The organism is Enterobacter sp. CM29 (assembly GCF_013179605.1).
Taxonomy (GTDB): Bacteria; Pseudomonadota; Gammaproteobacteria; order Enterobacterales; family Enterobacteriaceae; genus Enterobacter; species Enterobacter intestinihominis.
In genome coordinates, this window is the sequence record NZ_JABMCU010000001.1 from 45,895 (window position 1) to 66,288 (window position 20,394).

At 53.9% G+C, this 20,394-nt stretch carries 24 protein-coding genes; 13 read left to right on the forward strand and 11 right to left on the reverse strand.

The features are described from left to right. Window position 1: 1 nt before the first annotated feature. The 5 genes from trpCF (at window position 2) to yedF (ending at window position 4,989) form a co-directional block, all read left to right on the forward strand. Window positions 2-1,360, forward strand: a complete 1,359-nt coding sequence (gene trpCF / locus HP459_RS00245) for a bifunctional indole-3-glycerol-phosphate synthase TrpC/phosphoribosylanthranilate isomerase TrpF (protein ID WP_063199372.1) — start codon at window positions 2-4, stop codon at window positions 1,358-1,360. A 10-nt stretch (window positions 1,361-1,370) separates the two neighbouring features. After that, on the forward strand, window positions 1,371-2,564 hold the full coding sequence (gene trpB / locus HP459_RS00250; protein ID WP_022648334.1) for a tryptophan synthase subunit beta: 1,194 nt from the start codon (window positions 1,371-1,373) through the stop codon (window positions 2,562-2,564). Then, window positions 2,564-3,373, forward strand: a complete 810-nt coding sequence (gene trpA, locus HP459_RS00255; protein WP_063146359.1) for a tryptophan synthase subunit alpha — start codon at window positions 2,564-2,566, stop codon at window positions 3,371-3,373. Before trpB ends, trpA begins: the two co-directional genes overlap by 1 nt. A 174-nt stretch (window positions 3,374-3,547) precedes the next feature. Next, window positions 3,548-4,759, forward strand: coding sequence for a selenium metabolism membrane protein YedE/FdhT (gene yedE, locus HP459_RS00260; protein WP_165715985.1), 1,212 nt, complete (start codon window positions 3,548-3,550; stop codon window positions 4,757-4,759). Continuing rightward, window positions 4,756-4,989 carry a sulfurtransferase-like selenium metabolism protein YedF gene (gene yedF / locus HP459_RS00265; RefSeq protein WP_003856774.1) on the forward strand — a complete coding sequence of 78 codons (234 nt, stop codon included), beginning with the start codon at window positions 4,756-4,758 and terminating at the stop codon, window positions 4,987-4,989. Before yedE ends, yedF begins: the two co-directional genes overlap by 4 nt. Before the next feature lie 286 nt (window positions 4,990-5,275). On the opposite strand, the gene ompW is transcribed toward yedF, so the two are convergent. Beyond that, the gene (gene ompW / locus HP459_RS00270) at window positions 5,276-5,908 is read right to left on the reverse strand and encodes an outer membrane protein OmpW (RefSeq protein ID WP_023300268.1); all 633 of its coding nucleotides are present in this window, start codon (window positions 5,906-5,908) and stop codon (window positions 5,276-5,278) included. A gap of 282 nt (window positions 5,909-6,190) precedes the next feature. Here ompW and HP459_RS00275 point away from each other — a divergent pair, with 282 nt between their 5' ends. From HP459_RS00275 to yciA, 5 genes are all read left to right on the forward strand, one after another. Further along, window positions 6,191-6,595, forward strand: a complete 405-nt coding sequence (locus HP459_RS00275) for a YkgJ family cysteine cluster protein (protein ID WP_017384228.1) — start codon at window positions 6,191-6,193, stop codon at window positions 6,593-6,595. 25 nt (window positions 6,596-6,620) lie between these two features. Next, the gene (locus HP459_RS00280; RefSeq protein ID WP_023300270.1) at window positions 6,621-7,364 is read left to right on the forward strand and encodes a YciC family protein; all 744 of its coding nucleotides are present in this window, start codon (window positions 6,621-6,623) and stop codon (window positions 7,362-7,364) included. A 13-nt stretch (window positions 7,365-7,377) separates the two neighbouring features. After that, the gene (locus tag HP459_RS00285) at window positions 7,378-7,917 is read left to right on the forward strand and encodes a septation protein A (RefSeq protein ID WP_171935800.1); all 540 of its coding nucleotides are present in this window, start codon (window positions 7,378-7,380) and stop codon (window positions 7,915-7,917) included. Between the two features lie 180 nt (window positions 7,918-8,097). Beyond that, the gene (locus HP459_RS00290; protein ID WP_171935801.1) at window positions 8,098-10,284 is read left to right on the forward strand and encodes a TonB-dependent siderophore receptor; all 2,187 of its coding nucleotides are present in this window, start codon (window positions 8,098-8,100) and stop codon (window positions 10,282-10,284) included. Window positions 10,285-10,382: 98 nt separating this feature from the next. Further along, on the forward strand, window positions 10,383-10,778 hold the full coding sequence (yciA, locus tag HP459_RS00295) for an acyl-CoA thioester hydrolase YciA (RefSeq protein WP_022648341.1): 396 nt from the start codon (window positions 10,383-10,385) through the stop codon (window positions 10,776-10,778). A 38-nt stretch (window positions 10,779-10,816) separates the two neighbouring features. On the opposite strand, the gene tonB is transcribed toward yciA, so the two are convergent. Next, the gene (gene tonB / locus HP459_RS00300) at window positions 10,817-11,539 is read right to left on the reverse strand and encodes a TonB system transport protein TonB (RefSeq protein WP_032622462.1); all 723 of its coding nucleotides are present in this window, start codon (window positions 11,537-11,539) and stop codon (window positions 10,817-10,819) included. A 221-nt stretch (window positions 11,540-11,760) separates the two neighbouring features. Between tonB and HP459_RS00305 the strand changes: the two genes are divergently transcribed. Then, on the forward strand, window positions 11,761-12,057 hold the full coding sequence (locus HP459_RS00305; RefSeq protein ID WP_032624111.1) for a YciI family protein: 297 nt from the start codon (window positions 11,761-11,763) through the stop codon (window positions 12,055-12,057). A gap of 33 nt (window positions 12,058-12,090) precedes the next feature. Here HP459_RS00305 and leuE read toward each other — a convergent pair whose 3' ends face one another. The 4 genes from leuE to HP459_RS00320 form a co-directional block, all read right to left on the reverse strand. Continuing rightward, the gene (gene leuE / locus HP459_RS00310; protein WP_006810877.1) at window positions 12,091-12,726 is read right to left on the reverse strand and encodes a leucine efflux protein LeuE; all 636 of its coding nucleotides are present in this window, start codon (window positions 12,724-12,726) and stop codon (window positions 12,091-12,093) included. Window positions 12,727-12,793: 67 nt separating this feature from the next. After that, the gene (locus HP459_RS00315) at window positions 12,794-13,204 is read right to left on the reverse strand and encodes an Exc2 family lipoprotein (protein ID WP_022648348.1); all 411 of its coding nucleotides are present in this window, start codon (window positions 13,202-13,204) and stop codon (window positions 12,794-12,796) included. 11 nt (window positions 13,205-13,215) lie between these two features. Next, the gene (locus HP459_RS23715) at window positions 13,216-13,344 is read right to left on the reverse strand and encodes a KPN_01571 family protein (RefSeq protein ID WP_209662595.1); all 129 of its coding nucleotides are present in this window, start codon (window positions 13,342-13,344) and stop codon (window positions 13,216-13,218) included. A 118-nt stretch (window positions 13,345-13,462) separates the two neighbouring features. Continuing rightward, entirely contained in the window at window positions 13,463-13,636 is a 174-nt protein-coding gene (locus HP459_RS00320) for a YciY family protein (protein WP_017384232.1), read from the reverse strand. 143 nt (window positions 13,637-13,779) lie between these two features. Here HP459_RS00320 and cls point away from each other — a divergent pair, with 143 nt between their 5' ends. Continuing rightward, window positions 13,780-15,240, forward strand: coding sequence for a cardiolipin synthase (gene cls, locus HP459_RS00325; protein ID WP_022648349.1), 1,461 nt, complete (start codon window positions 13,780-13,782; stop codon window positions 15,238-15,240). Window positions 15,241-15,273: 33 nt separating this feature from the next. Beyond that, complete coding sequence (locus tag HP459_RS00330) at window positions 15,274-15,603, forward strand: HI1450 family dsDNA-mimic protein (protein WP_006810881.1); 330 nt, start codon at window positions 15,274-15,276, stop codon at window positions 15,601-15,603. A gap of 31 nt (window positions 15,604-15,634) precedes the next feature. On the opposite strand, the gene HP459_RS00335 is transcribed toward HP459_RS00330, so the two are convergent. From HP459_RS00335 to oppB, 5 genes are read right to left on the reverse strand one after another with little or no spacing between them, the layout of a single operon-like run. Further along, on the reverse strand, window positions 15,635-16,471 hold the full coding sequence (locus tag HP459_RS00335; RefSeq protein WP_003856745.1) for an ion transporter: 837 nt from the start codon (window positions 16,469-16,471) through the stop codon (window positions 15,635-15,637). 46 nt (window positions 16,472-16,517) lie between these two features. Beyond that, window positions 16,518-17,522, reverse strand: coding sequence for a murein tripeptide/oligopeptide ABC transporter ATP-binding protein OppF (oppF, locus tag HP459_RS00340; protein WP_022648351.1), 1,005 nt, complete (start codon window positions 17,520-17,522; stop codon window positions 16,518-16,520). Further along, window positions 17,519-18,532, reverse strand: a complete 1,014-nt coding sequence (locus HP459_RS00345) for an ABC transporter ATP-binding protein (RefSeq protein WP_017384234.1) — start codon at window positions 18,530-18,532, stop codon at window positions 17,519-17,521. Before HP459_RS00345 ends, oppF begins: the two co-directional genes overlap by 4 nt. 11 nt (window positions 18,533-18,543) lie before the next feature. Next, complete coding sequence (oppC, locus tag HP459_RS00350; protein ID WP_015570372.1) at window positions 18,544-19,452, reverse strand: oligopeptide ABC transporter permease OppC; 909 nt, start codon at window positions 19,450-19,452, stop codon at window positions 18,544-18,546. Between the two features lie 12 nt (window positions 19,453-19,464). Continuing rightward, on the reverse strand, window positions 19,465-20,385 hold the full coding sequence (gene oppB, locus HP459_RS00355) for an oligopeptide ABC transporter permease OppB (RefSeq protein ID WP_003856738.1): 921 nt from the start codon (window positions 20,383-20,385) through the stop codon (window positions 19,465-19,467). Window positions 20,386-20,394 lie beyond the last annotated feature (9 nt).

Here is a 20,394-nt window from a genome sequence, read left to right on the forward strand (position 1 = left end):
AATGCAGACCGTTTTAGCGAAAATCGTCGCCGATAAGGCCATCTGGGTGGAAGCCCGTAAGCAACAGCAGCCGCTCGCCAGTTTTCAGAATGACGTCGTTCCGAGCAGCCGTCGTTTCTATGATGCCCTCCAGGGCGCGCGTACCGCGTTTATTCTGGAGTGTAAAAAAGCGTCTCCGTCCAAAGGCGTGATCCGTGACGATTTCGACCCGGCGCGTATTGCCGGTATCTACAAGCATCATGCGTCTGCCATTTCTGTGCTGACGGATGAGAAATATTTCCAGGGCAGCTTCGATTTTCTGCCCGTAGTCAGCGGCATCGCGCCGCAGCCGATTCTGTGCAAAGACTTTATTATCGACCCGTATCAGATCTGGCTGGCGCGCTTTTACCAGGCCGATGCCTGCCTGCTGATGCTCTCCGTGCTGGATGACGAACAGTATCGCCAGCTCTCCGCCGTCGCGCACAGCCTGAATATGGGCGTGCTTACCGAAGTGAGCAACGAAGAGGAGCTGGAGCGCGCCATCGCGCTGGAAGCCAAAGTGGTCGGCATTAACAACCGCGACCTGCGCGACCTGTCGATTGACCTCAACCGTACGCGCCAGCTTGCGCCGCGTCTGGGTGCGGGCGTCACGGTGATCAGCGAATCCGGAATCAACAGCTACGCTCAGGTGCGCGAACTCAGCCACTTTGCCAACGGTTTCCTGATCGGTTCCGCGATGATGGAACACGACGATCTTAATGCGGCCGTGCGCCGCGTGCTGCTGGGTGAGAACAAAGTTTGCGGCCTGACCCGTGAGCAGGATGCGCAGGCCGCGTATGAGGCGGGCGCGATCTATGGTGGTCTGATCTTTGTTGAGTCCTCTCCTCGCGCCGTTAATGAGGAACAGGCGCGCAAGGTGATTGCGGCTGTGCCACTGAGCTACGTGGGCGTGTTCCGCAATGCGGATATTAACGACGTTGCGGCGAAAGCGGACGCGTTATCCCTGAGCGCGGTTCAGCTACATGGCGATGAAGATCAGACATACATCGATGCTCTGCGACATGTTCTGGCACCTCAGGTTCAGATCTGGAAAGCGCAAAGCGTTGGCGCCATCCTGCCCGCGCGTAACCTTACGCATGTTGATAAATACGTGCTCGACAACGGCCAGGGCGGCACGGGGCAGCGTTTCGACTGGTCACTGCTGCGTGGCGAAGTGCTGGACAATGTCCTGCTGGCGGGGGGATTAAGCCCCGATAACTGTGTGGAAGCAGCCAAAACCGGCTGCGCCGGCCTCGATTTCAATTCAGGCGTAGAGTCCCAACCGGGCATAAAAGACGCCAGCAAGCTGGCATCGGTATTTAAAACTCTGCGTGCATATTAAGGAAGAGAAGATGACGACATTACTTAACCCGTATTTTGGTGAGTTTGGTGGGATGTACGTCCCACAAATCCTGATGCCCGCGCTGCGCCAGCTGGAAGAAGCGTTCGTGAGCGCGCAGAAAGATCCGGCGTTTCAGGCGGAGTTTACTGACCTGCTGAAAAACTACGCCGGTCGTCCGACGGCACTGACCAAATGCCGCAACCTGACCGAAGGCACCAGAACCACGCTCTACCTTAAACGTGAAGATCTGCTGCACGGCGGCGCGCATAAAACTAATCAGGTGCTTGGCCAGGCTCTGCTCGCCAAACGTATGGGTAAAACCGAAATTATCGCCGAAACCGGCGCGGGCCAGCACGGCGTGGCCTCTGCCCTCGCCAGCGCCCTGCTCGGCCTGAAGTGCCGCATCTATATGGGGGCGAAAGACGTTGAACGCCAGTCGCCTAACGTGTTCCGTATGCGTCTGATGGGGGCGGAAGTGATCCCTGTGCACAGCGGTTCTGCGACGCTGAAAGATGCCTGTAATGAAGCGCTGCGCGACTGGTCTGGCAGCTACGAAACCGCCCACTACATGCTCGGTACCGCGGCAGGCCCACACCCGTTCCCGACCATCGTGCGTGAATTCCAGCGCATGATCGGAGAAGAGACTAAAGCGCAGATCCTCGAAAAAGAGGGTCGCCTGCCGGATGCGGTGATCGCCTGCGTTGGCGGCGGATCTAACGCCATCGGCATGTTTGCCGATTTTATCGACGAAACCAGCGTTGGGCTGATTGGCGTTGAGCCTGCCGGCCACGGCATTGAAACGGGCGAGCACGGTGCGCCGCTGAAGCATGGTCGCGTGGGGATCTATTTCGGCATGAAGGCCCCGATGATGCAGACCGATGAAGGGCAGATTGAGGAGTCTTACTCAATTTCAGCCGGGCTGGATTTCCCGTCCGTAGGGCCGCAGCACGCGTTCCTCAACAGCACCGGGCGCGCGGATTATGTCTCCATCACTGATGACGAAGCGCTGGAGGCCTTCAAAACGCTGTGCCGCAATGAAGGGATCATCCCGGCGCTGGAGTCTTCCCACGCGCTGGCACACGCGCTGAAAATGATGAAGGAAAACCCGGAAAAAGAGCAACTGCTGGTGGTAAACCTTTCCGGTCGCGGTGACAAAGATATTTTCACCGTTCACGATATTCTGAAAGCACGAGGGGAAATCTGATGGAACGCTACGATAACGCATTTTCACAACTGAAAGCCCGCCAGGAAGGCGCTTTCGTTCCCTTCGTGACGCTGGGCGACCCCGGTCCGGAGCTGTCGCTGAAGATTATCGATACCCTGATTGACGCCGGTGCCGACGCGCTGGAGTTGGGGATTCCGTTCTCCGATCCGCTGGCGGATGGCCCGACCATCCAGAACGCGACGCTTCGCGCGTTTGCTGCGGGCGTGACGCCGGGCCAGTGCTTCGAAATGCTGGCGGCGATTCGCCAGAAGCACCCGACCATTCCGATCGGCCTGCTGATGTACGCCAACCTGGTGTTCAGCCGCGGTATTGATGCGTTTTACGCAGAGTGCGCCCGCGTGGGCGTTGACTCCGTGCTGGTGGCTGACGTGCCCGTTGAAGAGTCTGCGCCGTTCCGTCAGGCGGCGATGCGCCACAACGTCGCGCCGATTTTCATCTGTCCACCGAATGCCGATGACGATCTGTTGCGCCAGATTGCCTCTTACGGACGGGGTTACACCTACCTGCTCTCCCGTGCGGGCGTCACCGGTGCGGAAAACAAAGCCGCGCTTCCGCTGCATCATCTGGTGGAGAAGCTGGCAGAATACCATGCTGCACCGCCGCTTCAGGGCTTTGGGATTTCCTCTCCGGATCAGGTTACTGCGGCGATTGACGCCAAAGCCGCCGGGGCCATTTCCGGTTCGGCTATCGTGAAAATCATCGAGAAGAATGTGGATAAGCCAGAGCAGATGCTGGCTGAGTTACACGCATTCGTCACATCCATGAAAGCGGCCACACACAAGGCGTAACCGTTAACACCGTCTGGCCCCGGCGTCAGGCGGTTTTCCCTTCTCTCTTCCTGAAAGAAGCAGGTCAAAATTGATCCTGTCGATATTTTCGGTGTGAATGACTTTTCAAACGTTCGCGTAAGCGTATGATCTGGGCTCTTTTTAGCGTTACCCTTCTGAGTTCAGAGGTTATTCATGTCCTGGCATTCCTTCAAACAGACTTACCTGGTTAAGTTCTGGTCACCTGTTCCGGCCGTTATCGCGGCAGGCATTCTCTCTACCTATTATTTCGGTATTACCGGCACCTTCTGGGCTGTTACGGGCGAGTTTACCCGCTGGGGTGGGCAGCTATTACAGCTGGCAGGCGTTCATGCCGAAGAGTGGGGTTACTTCAAACTGATCCATCTTGAGGGCACACCGCTGACCCGCATCGACGGGATGATGATCATTGGCATGTTTGGCGGATGTTTTGCGGCCGCGCTGTGGGCCAACAACGTTAAGTTGCGCATGCCGAAAAGCCGCATCCGCATTATGCAGGCCGTGGTCGGCGGTATCATTGCCGGGTTTGGCGCCCGCCTGGCGATGGGCTGTAATCTGGCCGCGTTCTTTACCGGTATTCCGCAGTTCTCGCTGCATGCCTGGTTCTTTGCCGTCGCCACCGCCATAGGCTCATATTTCGGTGCAAAGTTCACCCTGCTGCCACTGTTCCGCATTCCGGTGAAAATGACGAAAGTTAGCGCTGCATCTCCGTTAACGCAAAAACCCGATCAGGCGCGTCGTCGCTTCCGCCTCGGTATGCTGGTCTTTTTTGCTATGGTTGCCTGGGCGATTTGCACGGCGATGAATCAGCCCAAACTCGGTCTGGCCATGCTGTTCGGCGTCGGCTTTGGTCTGCTGATTGAACGCGCGCAGATCTGCTTTACCTCCGCGTTTCGCGATATGTGGATCACCGGACGTACCATGATGGCGAAAGCCATTATTGCCGGGATGGCCGTGAGCGCGATCGGGATCTTTAGCTATGTTCAGCTCGGCGTTGAGCCGAAAATCATGTGGGCCGGTCCTAATGCGGTCATTGGCGGGCTGCTGTTTGGTTTTGGCATCGTGCTGGCGGGCGGGTGTGAAACTGGCTGGATGTATCGCGCCGTGGAAGGCCAGGTGCATTACTGGTGGGTTGGTCTGGGTAACGTGATTGGCTCAACCCTCCTGGCGTACTACTGGGATGACGTCTCTCCAGTACTGGCAACCACCTGGGACAAGGTCAATTTGCTGAATACCTTTGGTCCACCCGGGGGGCTCATGGTGACCTACGCCCTGCTGCTTATTGCCTTCTTACTGGTTATTGCGCAAGAAAAGCGCTTCTTCCGGCGTGCCACCGTCAAAACTGAAACTCAGGAGAATGCCGCATGAAAGAGATCGTGCCTGATTATCGTCTCGATATGGTGGGTGAACCCTGCCCTTACCCGGCCGTTGCCACGCTTGAGGCGTTACCGCAGCTTAAGAAAGGTGAAATTCTGGAAGTGGTGAGCGATTGCCCCCAGTCGATCAATAACATTCCGCTTGATGCCAAAAATCACGGCTATACCGTGCTGGATATCCAGCAGGACGGACCAACGATTCGTTATTTAATTCAGAAGTGATTTCATGATCGAAAAAGGCCTCTCAGAGGCCTTATCTAGTTTACTGGCTTTGGCCACCGTCGTCGTCTGAGTTTCGGCAGGCATGAATGAGTGGTGAGACGTGTTCCGCAAACGGAACAGATAGCACCGTGAGGTAGGCTATGTGCTGGGCTGAACGTCGTGAACTGAAACTGTTTACCTGCACAAACCGGACACTCAAATTTGATGTTGGGGATATCCCCTCCAGCCAGGTATGTGGAACAACCACCATACAGCAATCCCCGGCTGACCGGGGATATATCTTCTGTCAGAAACGGTAACCCGCTGAGAACATAAATACCCACGGATCCAGACGGGTACTGATACTCTGCTGCTCACCGCTAGCTTTAAAGCGCACGTCTGTATCAATGTCCATATACCAGACCGAGGCGTTGATCAGCCAGTCACGGTTAATCAGATAATCCAGACCAACCTGCCCCGCCATGCCCCATGAGTCTTTCAGGCTGAGATCGGATAGCCCAGCCTCTTTACCGGTATCGTTAAATTTCTCATCAAAGAAGGTGGTGTAGTTAACGCCTGCACCAATATAAGGGCGTAACTTGCTGCTGGAATCGCCGAAGTACCACTGCGCCATCAGGGTTGGTGGTAAATGGTGCACCGTAGCAATGTCCCCGGTCGGCCCTAAACCGACGCGGTGACGGAATGGCGTGGCGGCCAGAAGCTCAACGCCAATGTTATCCGTAGCCATATACGTGAATGTCAGGCCTAACTGGGTGTTATTGCTAACGTTAAACCCGCCCATACCCAGTACATTGTCGGAACCTTCCGTTGGACGCACCGTTGCCGAACCGGCACGAATAAAGAATTCACCTGCTTCATGCGCGTACGCGCCGCCAGAGAGACTGCTTAAGATAAGGGCTGCCACCGCTAATTTTTTCATATCCGCTCCATCGTTGTGGTTTTAATTGCGGAGGAGAATATACTCACAAATGAGTAATAAGTGATCTAACACAGATCACATTAAAACCAGTAAGTTAACATTCATTGATCTAGGTTAATTTTTGGTGACGCCTCATAAAGCAATAAGTTGTTGCCGCGTCAATTTTTGGCATTTCATAGTTACAAAATTTTCTGTTTTTCCTCTCTTGCGCTTCCTGTAGCGGCTGGATAATTTATCGCTCTCACAATCTGATTTGATGCGTTCTACTTTTGCAGGTGTGCCATGAGTGATCATAACCCGTGCATGACGTGCGGAGCCTGTTGTGCGTATTTTCGAGTCTCTTTCTACTGGGCTGAAGCCAGCGATGGCGGCGGCACCGTTCCGGTTGATCTCACTGAACCCTTGACCCCTTTCCTGCGTTGCATGCGCGGCACCAACCAAAAACAGAGCCGCTGTGTGGCACTGCAAGGTGAACCTGGGGTATCCACCCGCTGTTCCATTTACGCGGATCGCCCCAGCCCGTGCCGCACTTTCGCGATGTCGGGAGAGGATGGGCAGGTCAATGAGGCATGCAATCGCGCCCGCGCCCGCTATGGATTACCGCCGCTTTACAAAGATATGCTTTTCCATACAAGCCTTGATGCTGCCACCAGCGTGTTATCCGGTGTACAATTGCCGGCTAATTAACACCTGCAATACTCAAGGAGAGTGCATGTCTATCACGGCGAAGTCTGTCTACCGTGACACGGGAAATTTTTTCCGCAATCAGTTCGTTACTTTTTTACTGATCGCGTTGTTGTGCGCCTTCATTACGGTGGTGCTGGGTCATGCGTTCTCACCCAGTGATGAACAGATTGCCTCGCTGAGCCAGGGGGATCATCTTGCAGGCAGCGCAGGGTTATTTGACCTTGTGCAGAATATGACGCCAGAGCAACAGCAAATCTTGCTGCGTGCATCTGCGGCATCTACCTTCTCGGGGCTAATCGGCAACGCCATTCTGGCAGGTGGCGTGTTGCTGATGATCCAGCTGGTGTCTGCCGGCCAACGCGTCAGCGCGTTACGTGCCATCGGGGCCAGTGCTCCGGTGCTGCCGAAACTGTTTATCCTCATCTTCCTGACTACGCTGCTGGTCCAGATGGGGATAATGTTGGTTGTCGTTCCGGGCGTGCTGCTGGCTATCGTGCTTTCATTTGCGCCAGTAATGGTTGTGCAGGACAAAATGGGTATTTTCACCGCCATGCGCAGCAGTATAAGGCTCGCGTGGGCGAATATGCGTCTGGTCGCCCCGGCCGTTATCAGCTGGTTGCTGGCCAAGACTCTACTGTTGCTGTTTGCGCCGAATTTTGCGGTATTAACGCCAAACGTCGGCGCGGTTGTCGCCAATACGCTGAGCAATCTGATTTCAGCTGTACTGCTGGTCTATTTGTTCCGCCTGTACATGTTAATTCGTCAGTAACCGGGATCGCAGAATGAAGCAGTTTCTTGATTTTTTACCGCTGATCGTATTTTTCGCTTTTTATAAGTTGTACGACATCTATGCCGGCACGCTGGCGTTGATTGTGGCAACGGCTGTGGTGCTGATTTACAGCTGGGTTCGCTATCGCAAAGTTGAAAAGATGGCGCTCATCACTTTCCTGATGGTGGCGGTGTTTGGTGGTCTGACGTTGTTCTTCCACAATGATGAATTTATCAAATGGAAGGTCACAGTGATTTACGGCCTGTTTGCGAGCGCGCTGCTCATCAGCCAGTGGGTGATGAAGAAGCCGCTGATCCAGCGCATGCTGGGGAAAGAACTGACGCTGCCGCTGGCTGTGTGGGGGCGTCTGAATATCGCCTGGGCGCTATTTTTTATTCTGTGTGGTCTGGCGAATATCTATATCGCATTCTGGCTGCCGCAGAATATCTGGGTCAACTTCAAGGTGTTTGGCCTGACGGCGCTGACCCTTATCTTCACCCTGCTCAGCGGCGTTTATATTTATCGCCACATGCCGCAGGATGACAAGCACTGATCCTTCTGGCCAGATCGTCACGCGGTCTGGCCTCTTTTCCCGCCTTCCCTTTTCTCCACAACCTTCCTGCGAAAATGTCTGAATCATGAAGATTTTATGGAGATTGCTGTCGCTTTATTGTAATGAGAATCACTATCATTAATATTCTTCATCGCATTTTTAACAAATGGAAATGAGTTGATGAATAACATAATAAGATTTGCCCCGGCTACACTTACGCTCGCCATTCTTTCAACGCTATACCAGAGCGCGCACGCAGCGGAAGATCCTCTCGCCGATGGTGAAACAATGGTCGTTCAGGCAACCGCTGAAGAGGCCCTAAAGCAACAGCCGGGGGTTTCCATCATCACGGCAAAGGACATAGAAAAGGATCCACCGGTTAACGATCTTTCGGAAATTATTCGCAAAATGCCCGGGGTTAACCTCACCGGAAACAGCGCGACAGGCAGTCGTGGTAACAACCGTCAGATCGACATCCGCGGTATGGGGCCAGAGAACACGCTGATTCTGATTGACGGTGTGCCGGTGACGTCACGTAACTCGGTGCGCTACAGCTGGCGCGGGGAGCGCGACACCCGCGGGGACACCAACTGGGTTCCGCCAGAGATGGTTGAGCGTATTGAAGTGCTCCGGGGACCAGCTGCCGCCCGCTATGGTTCGGGGGCTGCCGGCGGCGTCGTCAACATCATTACCAAACGCCCGTCCAACGACTGGCACGGCTCCCTCTCCCTGTACACTAACCAGCCTGAAAATGATAAAGAGGGGGCGACGAAACGCGCTAATTTTGATCTGAGCGGCCCCCTCGCGGGCGATGCGTTAACGATGCGCCTGTACGGGAACATCAACAAAACCGACGCAGATGCTCAGGACATCAACACCGCGCAAAACGGCTCTTACGCCGCCGGGCGAGAGGGCGTACGTAACAAGGACATTAATGCCCTGCTCTCCTGGAAACTCACGCCACAGCAGATTATCGATTTCGACTACAGCTACAGCCGCCAGGGCAATATCTACGCGGGTGATACTCAATACAGCAACAGCAACGTCAGCCCTGACGGTCTGGTGTCGTCCCTGTATGGACACGAAACCAACCGAATGTACCGCCAGTCTTATGGCATTACGCACAACGGCATCTGGGACTGGGGTCAGTCAAAGTTCGGGGTTTATTATGAAAAGACCAACAACACCCGACTGGAAGAAGGCTCTACGGGCAAAGTTGAAGGGATGATCAATAGCGATAAATACGATACCAGCCGGCTGGAATCATACCGTTCAACGGGTGAACTGAACATTCCTTTCTTCTGGCTGGTCGAACAGACGCTAACCGTGGGTGCAGAATGGAACCGTGATGAACTGAACGATCCGGCCTCAATGCAGTCGACAAATGTGTCGGGAGAAGTGATTAACGGCGTTCCCGGCACGGCTTCTGAGCGCAACAGCAAAAACAGCGCTGACCTCACCGGCATCTATCTTGAGGACAATATTGAAGCGCGTCAGGGCACCAACCTGATCCCAGGGCTCCGCTTTGATTATCACAATCAATTTGGCAGCAACTGGAGTCCGAGCCTGAACCTCTCTCAGGATTTGGGTGACATGTTCAAGGTTAAAGCGGGTATCGCTCGGGTATTTAAAGCGCCAAACTTGTATCAATCCAGCGAAGGCTATCTGCTTTCCACCCGCGGCAATGGCTGCCCGAATAACGTTTCCGAAGGAAGCTGTTATCTGTTAGGTAACCCGGATCTGGATCCGGAAATCAGCGTGAACAAAGAGATCGGCCTGGCCTTTGCCCTGGAAGGCTACGAGGCTGGAATTACCTGGTTCCGCAATGATTACAAAAACAAGATCGTTTCAGGAACGGATGTGCTGGGGCAGACAAGCAGCGGCGCAAATATCCTGCAATGGGAGAACGGCGGTAAGGCCGTTGTTGAAGGTCTGGAAGGCAACCTAACCGTCCCTGTTATTCGCGACACGCTAACCTGGCGTACTAATGCGACGTATATGATTCAGTCTGAAAGTAAAGACACCGGTAATCCGTTGTCGATTATCCCCAAATATACCGTCAACACCATGCTGGACTGGGAGGTTAACAGCAAGCTTTCAGCCAACGTAAGCTGGACGATGTACGGCCACCAGAAGCCCAGAGAAAACGCTGAAATCCGCAAAGAGGAAAATGCGATGTCCAACAGAGAGATCGGCGCGTATTCCATCGTGGGTATCGGCAGTAACTATCAGCTGACCAAAAACCTGCGCCTGAACGCCGGCATCAGCAACCTCTTTGACAAGCAGATTTACCGTGAAAATGACGGTGCATCTACCTATAACGAACCGGGCCGCGCCTATTACGCTGGCGTAACCATGTCCTTCTGACCTTCAGGCGCCCGCGCTGCGGGCGCTAACCCTATTCTCTCCAGCCAGAAATCATAGTAGCATCCCGCCTGAAGTCTTCAGTTACGAGTTTAAAAACAATGACAACAAATGACGCCCCACAGGGCGAACTGGTTTTACGCACACTGGCAATGCCTGCGGATACGAATGCCAATGGCGATATTTTTGGTGGCTGGTTAATGTCGCAGATGGATATGGGCGGTGCAATCCTGGCAAAAGAGATTGCACACGGGCGCGTGGTAACCGTCCGGGTCGATGGCATGACCTTTCTGCGCCCCGTCGCGGTGGGGGACGTGGTGTGCTGTTACGCACGCTGCGTAAAACGCGGCAATACGTCTATCTCCATTAACATTGAAGTATGGGTGAAAAAAGTCTCTTCTGAACCGATTGGTCAGCGCTATAAGGCGACGGAGGCCCTGTTCATCTACGTGGCAGTGGATAGCGACGGTAAGCCCCGCCAGCTCCCACGGAGCTGATCCTCAGGTAAAAAAAAGCCTCCTTGCGGAGGCTTCTTTTATTCCATCTGTGCCCCGCCGTTCAGGCGGAAGACAATATTTACAATCAACCCATTGCCGGGTTTACCGGCTTCATAACGCCACCTGCGCATGGCCGATTTAACTTCGCGTTCAAACATATTCGCCGGCTGTGCGGACAGGATTTCCACGTTATCCACACGTCCATCAGCCGTAACGTCGAATTTCACCCGTACACGCCCTTCAATACGTAACGCCTGAGCACGTGCCGGATACTGCGGCTGGTTACGGCTCAGCGCGCGCGGGCCCGCTGGCGCCGTTACCGTCGGTTTTGTCGCGGTCGTGGTGTTACTCATCAGCGGACGTGACGGGGCGGCATTTTCAACCGGCTGCGTGGTGCGTGGCTCAACCGGACGCACTTCGCGTTTCGGACGCTCTTCCACCTTTTTGACCGGCTTGGGTTTTGGCTTCGGCTTAGGTTTCGGCTCTGGCTTATGGATCACCACCGGCGCTTCTTTTGGCGGTTCAGGAATCGGCTCGGGTTCCGGCTCGGGTTCAACAACGGGCTGTGGCGGCGGCGGCGCAACCTGCGGCGGTTCAAGATCCGCGGGCGATACCATGGTCACAGAAATTGGCTGCGCTGGCGCTGGCATTTCAATAACCTGATGAACCGAGGTATAGAGCAGACCCGCCACGACAGCACCGTGAATAACGACGGAAAGCAGCGTCGGCCATGGAAAGCGGCGAGGTAAATCAAGGGTCATCGAAGTCATAATCATCAACGTTAAAAAACCGAACCTCGATTTTAAATGCAAATAGCAATCATATTCAATAAGACACTTTGTCCTGGCGCAATTTAAGCGTATAAGAGGGCAAAAAAGGGGCATCCAGATCAGGGTTTTAACATTGTTATTATCTTTACATTGCAGTCATTTGTGCTTTCACATAACGTAAATGTCACTTTTACCGGTTAAGGAGCTCTGCCGTGCTTTATGTGATTTACGCTGAAGATGTACCTGATTCTCTGGAAAAACGTCTTTCCGTTCGCCCTGCCCATCTGGCGCGTTTACAGCTGCTACAGGATGAAGGTCGGTTGCTGACCGCAGGCCCGATGCCTGCCGTTGACAGCAACGATCCGGGAGCAGCGGGTTTTACCGGCTCCACGGTGATTGCCGAGTTTGAATCTCTGGAAGCCGCGCAGGCCTGGGCAGAAGCAGACCCGTACGTCGCAGCCGGCGTGTACGAGAAAGTCGCGGTTCGCCCGTATAAAAAAGTGTTCTGAAATGAAAGGCTCCCTCGGGAGCCTTTTCTTCATTCAGTGCAGCGACGCCAGCCTAGCCGCAAATCCAACAAACAGCAGGCCTATCAACCCGTTCCCCAGCTTCGCCAGTTTCTTTTTGGTTTTCAGGTAACGCGTGACAAACGCGCCTGAGAAAATCAGGAAGCTCATGTACATGAAGCTGATCAGCTCAAGCGTTGTGGCGAGGATCAGGAACGACGTGCCGGTATTCTTCGCATTGACATCAATGAACTGCACGAAGAACGATACGTAAAAGAGAATCGCTTTCGGGTTCGTCAGGCTCAGCACCAGCGAACGCTTAAGGATCGCGCTTGCCGGTTCGGCGCTACTTTCGTGCGCATTTTTTTGACGTGTCATAACGGACCAGAGCATTTTTCCGCCGAGCCACAGCAGATAAAACGCCCCAAGATAGCGGACAATATTAAATAACACCGGAGTGGTCTGGATCAACGCGGCGACGCCCGCCCAGGCCAGAAACATCAGCACGGCATCACCAATAAACACACCGGTGGCTGCCAGATAGCCTTTCTTAACGCCGTGGCCAATCCCTGTTTTCAGCACAAACAAGGTGTTCGGTCCTGGAACCAGCACGATAAAAAATGCGCCGACAACATAGGTCCAGAAATTCAATACACCAAACTCCGCAAACACGTCTCACTCCTTTTGCTCAAAAACAGCGGGGATACCGGTAATAACGGTATCCCCTGAATCAGTTGCGCTATTGTACGCCGTTATAGCCATCAAGATAAGTCGCGGCCAGTTCGTTACCAAATAATATGGCGTCTTTACTGTCCATGTCCGAAGACCATTTATCCTTCGCGTTGCCTGCGTACAATTCCTGCGACTTCGCATTTTCTTTCAGCTGATCGCGAATGCTTTGCGCGTATTCACTGGCTTCAGCCTGAGTCCGCCCTTCCGCACGGTCAGCTTTGCCCCGGGCATAAAGCTCGCGGAACTGCGCTACGTTCAGGTGATAATTTTTCTGCACGCTGGAGGTGTAATTGCCGCCAGTAAAGCTGGACTGATGCGACACGAAATAAAACGCGTGCCGTTCGGGTGAGGTTTTGCTACTGGCACAACCGCTTAATACTGCAATCCCGAAGAGTGCTGCCATCACTTTTACGTTCATCCTTTTTTCCTTTAATAAAGCCAATGTATTCCCCACGCAAAAACATAATCTGCCAATGAGGAAAATGACGAAAGTCCTAAACCTTCCCTGAGCGCATCCAGCGCCAAAAGTGCAATAAAAATCCAGAGATAAGGATTCATCTTTTAATATCATGACGTTATGGGGACGTAGTATATCGTGGAAAGCAGACGGGAGGAGACTGCAAAAATTGATAGTCTGGATGTTTAATGGGCACCTTTACGGTGCCCCTCATGCTTTTCAGATATCCTGGACCGCGAACAGCAGCGCGTTACGGTGTCTGTTCAGGCCACATTTTCTGATGGCGTGGATACGCATATTGCGGCGGGATTGTGCTTCCAGCCAACGAGCCTTACGACGACTCACCTGTCGCAACATGCGCCAGCGCCCTACTTCAGTTCTACTGCGCTTCATGTCTACAACTCTTTCTCTAACAGAGATGCCATTATATGCTTAAGCAGGCGGCAAACCAGCGCTTTTATCTGCCGTTTTTATTTGCCAGATGAATCCTGATGCGTAAACTCATAACAATACGCTTTCAAAAGGATTTTTTATTTATGACAACCTTCTACACCGTGGTGAGTTGGCTGGTCATTTTAGGATACTGGCTGTTAATTGCCGGGGTGACGTTGCGCATTCTGATGAAACGCAGAGCGGTACCTTCCGCCATGGCCTGGCTTCTGATTATCTACATTCTGCCGCTGGTGGGCATCATCGCCTATCTCTCTTTCGGTGAACTTCATCTGGGTAAACGCCGGGCCGAACGCGCCCGTGCCATGTGGCCCTCCACGGCAAAATGGCTTGCCGACCTTAAAGCCTGCAAGCATATCTTCGCCGAAGAGAACAGCAGCGTGGCCGCATCTTTGTTCAAGCTGTGCGAACGCCGCCAGGGCATTGCTGGGGTAAAAGGCAATCAGCTGCAACTGATGACCTCTTCCGATGACGTGATGCAGGCGCTGATCCGTGATATCCAGCTCGCCCGGCATAATATCGAGATGGTGTTTTATATCTGGCAGCCGGGCGGCATGGCGGACCAGGTCGCCGAATCGCTGATGGCCGCTGCACGTCGCGGTATCCACTGCCGCCTGATGCTGGACTCCGCCGGCAGCGTGGCCTTTTTCCGTAGCCCGTGGGCAGGCATGATGCGCAACGCCGGTATCGAGGTGGTCGAGGCGCTGAAAGTGAATCTTATGCGCGTCTTTCTGCGCCGCATGGATCTTCGTCAGCACCGGAAAATGGTCCTGATCGATAACTATATCGCCTACACCGGCAGCATGAACATGGTCGACCCCCGCTTCTTTAAACAGGATTCTGGCGTGGGGCAATGGATCGATTTGATGGCTCGCATGGAAGGCCCGGTGGCAACCTCTATGGGCATCGTCTATTCGTGCGACTGGGAAATTGAAACCGGTAAACGCATTCTTCCCCCGCCGCCGGATGGCAATATCATGCCGTTTGAGGAAGCCAGCGGGCACACTATCCACACTATCGCCTCCGGTCCTGGCTTCCCGGAAGATCTGATCCATCAGGCACTGCTTACCGCCGCGTACTCCGCGCGGGAATATCTGATCATGACCACGCCCTATTTCGTCCCCAGCGACGACCTTCTGCACGCCATCTGTACAGCGGCACAGCGCGGAGTGGATGTGAGCATTATTATGCCGCGCAAGAACGATTCGCTGCTGGTCGGGTGGGCAAGTCGCGCGTTCTTTAGTGAGCTGCTGGCCGCGGGCGTTAAAATCTATCAGTTCGAAGGCGGTCTGTTACACACCAAGAGCGTGCTGGTAGACGGAGAGCTGAGCCTGGTGGGTACCGTCAACCTCGATATGCGCAGTCTGTGGCTGAATTTTGAAATTACGCTGGTCATTGATGACGCCGGTTTCGGCGGCGATCTGGCGGCGGTTCAGGATGATTATATCTCCCGCTCACGCCTGCTGGACGCCAGACTGTGGGCGAAACGTCCGCTGTGGCAGCGAATTGCCGAACGACTGTTTTACTTCTTTAGTCCGTTGCTGTAAAACGTGCCCAACGATGTTTAACAGGTAGTCATCATGGAAATGGATCTGAACAATCGCCTGACCGAAGACGAAACGCTCGAACAGGCCTACGATATTTTTCTCGAGCTGGCGGTCGATAATCTCGACCCTGCTGACGTCATTCTTTTCAACCTGCAATTTGAAGAGCGTGGCGGTGCTGAGCTGTTCGATCCGTCTGAAGACTGGGCCGAACACGTCGATTTTGATCTCAACCCGGACTTCTTCGCTGAGGTGGTAATTGGCCTGGCAGATGAAGACGGCGGAGAAATTAACGACATCTTTGCCCGCGTCCTGCTGTGCCGCGAGAAAGACCATAAGCTGTGCCATATTCTCTGGCGCGAATAATAAAAAAGGCTGCCCGCGCAGCCTTTTTTATTTAATCCGGCAAGGCATTTCCACAGCGGTGACAAAACCGCGCCCCGGGTTCATGATTTCCCTGCTGACAATTCGGACATTTGCGTTGCTGCTTGCTGTTCTGGAAGGCGCTGCTCATATGGGTGGTAATTAGCCCCGTCGGTATCGCTATCACCGAATAACCGATCAGGATAAGAACCGATGCCACAATACGTCCGAGCGGCGTATGCGGGGTAATATCGCCATAGCCCACGGTGGTCACCGTGACGATAGCCCAGTAAACCGACGCATTAAGCGTGGTAAACCCGTATTTTGGCCCTTCGATTAAATACATCAGGGAGCCAAAAACGATCATCACGATAGCAATAAATGAATAGAAGAGAATAAGCTGGTGGCGGGCGCTGACAATGGCGACCCAAAAAACCCTCAGCGACGGCATAAAGCGCAGCAGCTTCAGAATTCGTAACACACGAATCGCCCGCATTGCGCGCCAGGCAAACACATAATTCAGGCTGATCTCAGGCCACAGCCACATGACATACAGCGGCAGGATAGTGGCTAAATCAATAAATCCCCAGAAGCTGAAAACGTATTTCGCCGGATTTGGCCAGCTAATGACCCTCAGCACATACTCTGCGGTAAACACCAGCGTGACGATCAATTCCAGCCAGACAAAAACGTGCCACTCCTCATACGTCATGTGGTACTGCGTTCCGGCACCGGATTCGATAAAGATAATAATGACGCTAATCAGCGCAAATAAGCCACACAGACCCTCGAAACGGCGACCGGAAACCGTTTCTGGATCAAATAAAAGGTGATAAAGCCGCTGACGGGCCGACGTGAATAATCGCGACACATTAACCTCGAAAAAATAAGGGCTGACATCATGTCAGCCCTTGCGATTATAACGGGTCTACTTTCAGGCAGGAAACCGCATGTCGGAAACTGCCCTCCAGAACCGGCCGTGTTTTTGCACATTCCGGCCCGGCTATTGGGCAGCGCGTACGGAATACGCAGCCTGAAGGCGGGTTGATTGGCGAAGGCAGTTCACCTTCCAGAAGCTGAATGGTTTTATTTTTTTCCAGATCGGGATCCGGAACGGGAACCGCAGACATCAGCGCTTTGGTATAAGGGTGCAGCGGATTATGGTACACCTCATCATACGTGCCCAGTTCCACGGCGTGGCCCAGATACATGACCAGCACACGGTCTGAAATGTGTTTTACCACCGCCAGATCGTGGGCGATGAAGATCAGCGACAGCCCCATTTCCCGTTGCAGTTTCTGTAGCAGGTTAACCACCTGAGCCTGGATGGAAACGTCCAGCGCCGAAACCGGCTCATCACAGATAATCAGTTTCGGTTCAAGGATCAACGCGCGTGCGATACCGATACGCTGGCACTGACCGCCGGAAAACTCGTGAGGGTAGCGGTTGATGAGGTTAGGCAACAGACCCACCTTCAGCATCATCGCTTTCACCCGATCGCGAACTTCCTGGCGAGGCATCTTCGGATGATAGGTGCGCAGCGGCTCGGCAATGATTTCGCCAATGGTCATACGCGGGTTCAGGGACGCCAGAGGATCCTGGAAAATCATCTGGATATCACTGCGCACATTGCGCCATTCATCCGGCTTCATCCCCAGCAGATCTTTGCCAAGCCAGGCCACTTTCCCGTCGGTGGCTTTCACCAGGCCGATGATCGCACGCGCAAACGTCGACTTGCCGCAGCCGGATTCGCCCACCACGCCCAGGGTCTCCCCTTCGTACAGGCGTAGCGTGACGCCATCCACCGCTTTCAGGGTTTTGGCAGGCTGCCAGAACCACTGTTTACCGTCTTTGATATCGAAATGGACCTTCAGGTCAGCGATTTCGAGCAGCACATTTCTTTTTTCATCGATTGCGTTCATACCAGCTCCTCCAGCGGCTTAAAGCAGGCGCGTAGACGGCCTGGGGCAAACGCTTCCAGCGGCGGTGCGCTGTTACAGATTTCCATCGCATGCGGACAGCGTGGCTGGAACGGGCAGCCTTTTGGCAAACGCAGCAGGTTTGGCGGGTTACCCGGGATAGTCAGCAGCGACTCCCCTTCCGCATCAAGACGCGGAACGGCATTCAGCAGCCCGATAGAGTACGGATGGGCTGGCTGGTAGAACACATCGCGAGCATTACCGTATTCCATCGTGCGGCCTGCATACATGACTAACACTTTGTCGCAGATCCCGGCAACGACGCCTAAATCGTGGGTGATCATAATGATGGCGGTGTTGAACTCGCGCTTCAGCTCGTTCAGCAACGTCATGATCTGCGCCTGAACGGTCACGTCCAGGGCGGTGGTTGGTTCATCAGCGATCAGCAGTTTTGGCCGACAAAGCAATGCCATCGCGATCATGACGCGCTGGCGCATACCGCCGGAGAATTCGTGCGGATACATGCGCATGCGCTTGCGTGCCTCAGGCATTTTCACCGCATCCAGCATTTTGACGGACTCTTCAAACGCTTCGGCTTTGCCCAGCCCCTTGTGGAGCATCAGCACTTCCATCAGCTGTTCACCCACCCGCATATAGGGGTTTAGGGAGGTCATCGGATCCTGGAAAATCATTGAAATCTGCTCGGCGCGCAGCTTGTTCAGCTCATGTTCCGGCAAATTCAGGATCTCTTTCCCGTTAAACGTCGCCGAACCCCCTATCACGCCGTTTGATGCCAGCAGGCCCATCAGCGCGAATGCGGTCTGGGATTTACCGGAACCGGATTCGCCCACAATGCCCAGCGTTTCACCGGCACGCAGGTCGAAGTTGAGATCGTTAACGGCAGTCACATCACCGTCGGGGGTTTTAAACGTCACGCGGAGGTCTTTAACGTCCAGCAGTGCGCTGGTCCGCTGTTGCGCCTGTGGCGCGGTTGCCGTTTCAATAATGGTCATGACGGCGCTCCTTAACGGTCTTTCGGGTCGAGGGCATCACGCAGGCCATCGCCGATAAAGTTGAAACAGAACAGGGTGACGACCAGGAAGCCCGCCGGATACAGCAGTAACCACGGTGACACTTCCATGGAGTTTGCGCCGTCACTTAACAGAGCGCCCCAGCTACTCAACGGCTCTTGCGTACCTAATCCCAGGAAGCTCAGGAAAGATTCAAACAAGATCATACTTGGCACCAGCAGGGAGGCGTATACCACCACCACGCCCAGCACGTTAGGAACGATATGACGCACCACAATATTGGCGGTAGAAACGCCACCAACCTGTGCGGCTTCGATAAACTCCTTACGTTTAAGGCTCAGCGTCTGGCCGCGCACAATACGCGCCATATCCAGCCAGGACACCATCCCGATCGCCACGAAGATCAGCAGGATATTTTGACCAAAGAAGGTCACCAGCAGAATGACGAAGAACATGAACGGGAAGGAGTTCAGGATTTCAAGCATACGCATCATCACGGAGTCCACTTTCCCGCCGAGGTAACCGGAAAGCGAACCGTAAAGTGTGCCGACAATTACCGCCACCAGCGCCGCTGCGATGCCAACCATCAGGGAGATACGGCCGCCAATCGCCACACGCACCAGCAAATCACGCCCGGAGGAGTCGGTACCGAAATAGTGCCCGGATTCCATATCCGGCGCGCTGGACATCATGCCCCAGTCCGTATCGAAATAGGTGAACTGAGAGAGCATTGGTGCCAGGGTTACGAACAGCGCGATAAGCACCAGCACGACCAGGCTGGCAACGGCGGCACGGTTATGCATAAAACGACGGCGGGCGTCTTGCCAAAGGCTACGACCTTCGACCTCCAGCTTTTCACTGAAGTTTTCCAGCGCCTCGCTGTTTTTCTTACTCAACATCATGGCGTGCTCCAGTTAGTAACGGATTTTCGGATCGATAACGGCATACAGCACATCGACAACGGCATTAAACAGAATGGTCAGCGCGCCCACGAGGATCGTCAGGCTCAGCACCAGCGAATAGTCTCGGTTAAGCGCCCCGTTAACAAACAACTGCCCGATGCCCGGCAGGCCATAAATGGTTTCAATCACCATTGAACCCGTAATAATGCCGACGAAAGCAGGACCCATATAGGAGAGCACCGGTAACAGTGCAGGCTTGAGAGCGTGACGGAAAATAATCCGGCGCATCGGCAACCCTTTCGCTCGGGCGGTACGGATAAAGTTCGAGTGCAGGACTTCAATCATTGAACCACGCGTAATACGGGCGATACTGGCAATGTAGGCCAGAGATAATGCCACCATCGGCAATATCATGAACTTCAGCGCCCCGCCATTCCAGCCGCCCCCGGGCAGCCATTTAAGGGTTATCGCGAATATCATGACCAGCAACGGCGCGACAACGAAGCTGGGGATAACCACCCCGGTCATTGCGACCCCCATTACGGCGTAATCCCATCGGGTATTTTGTTTTAGTGCAGCGATAACGCCCGCAGTGACACCGAGAACAACGGCCAGGATAAATGCAGCAGCCCCTAATTTAGCCGATACCGGGAAGCTGGACGCCACCAGGTCGTTAACGGAATAGTCTTTATATTTGAATGACGGACCAAAATCACCGTGTGCAAGTTGCTTCAGATAGTTGAAGTACTGCGTAGTGATAGGATCGTTTAAATGATATTTCGCTTCGATGTTGGCCATAACTTCTGGCGGAAGCGTGCGTTCACCGGTAAAAGGACTGCCCGGCGCAAGACGCATCATAAAGAAGGAAATTGTAATTAGAATAAATAACGTTGGAATCGCTTCAAGACAGCGACGCAGGATAAATTTCAACATTGCCCGTAC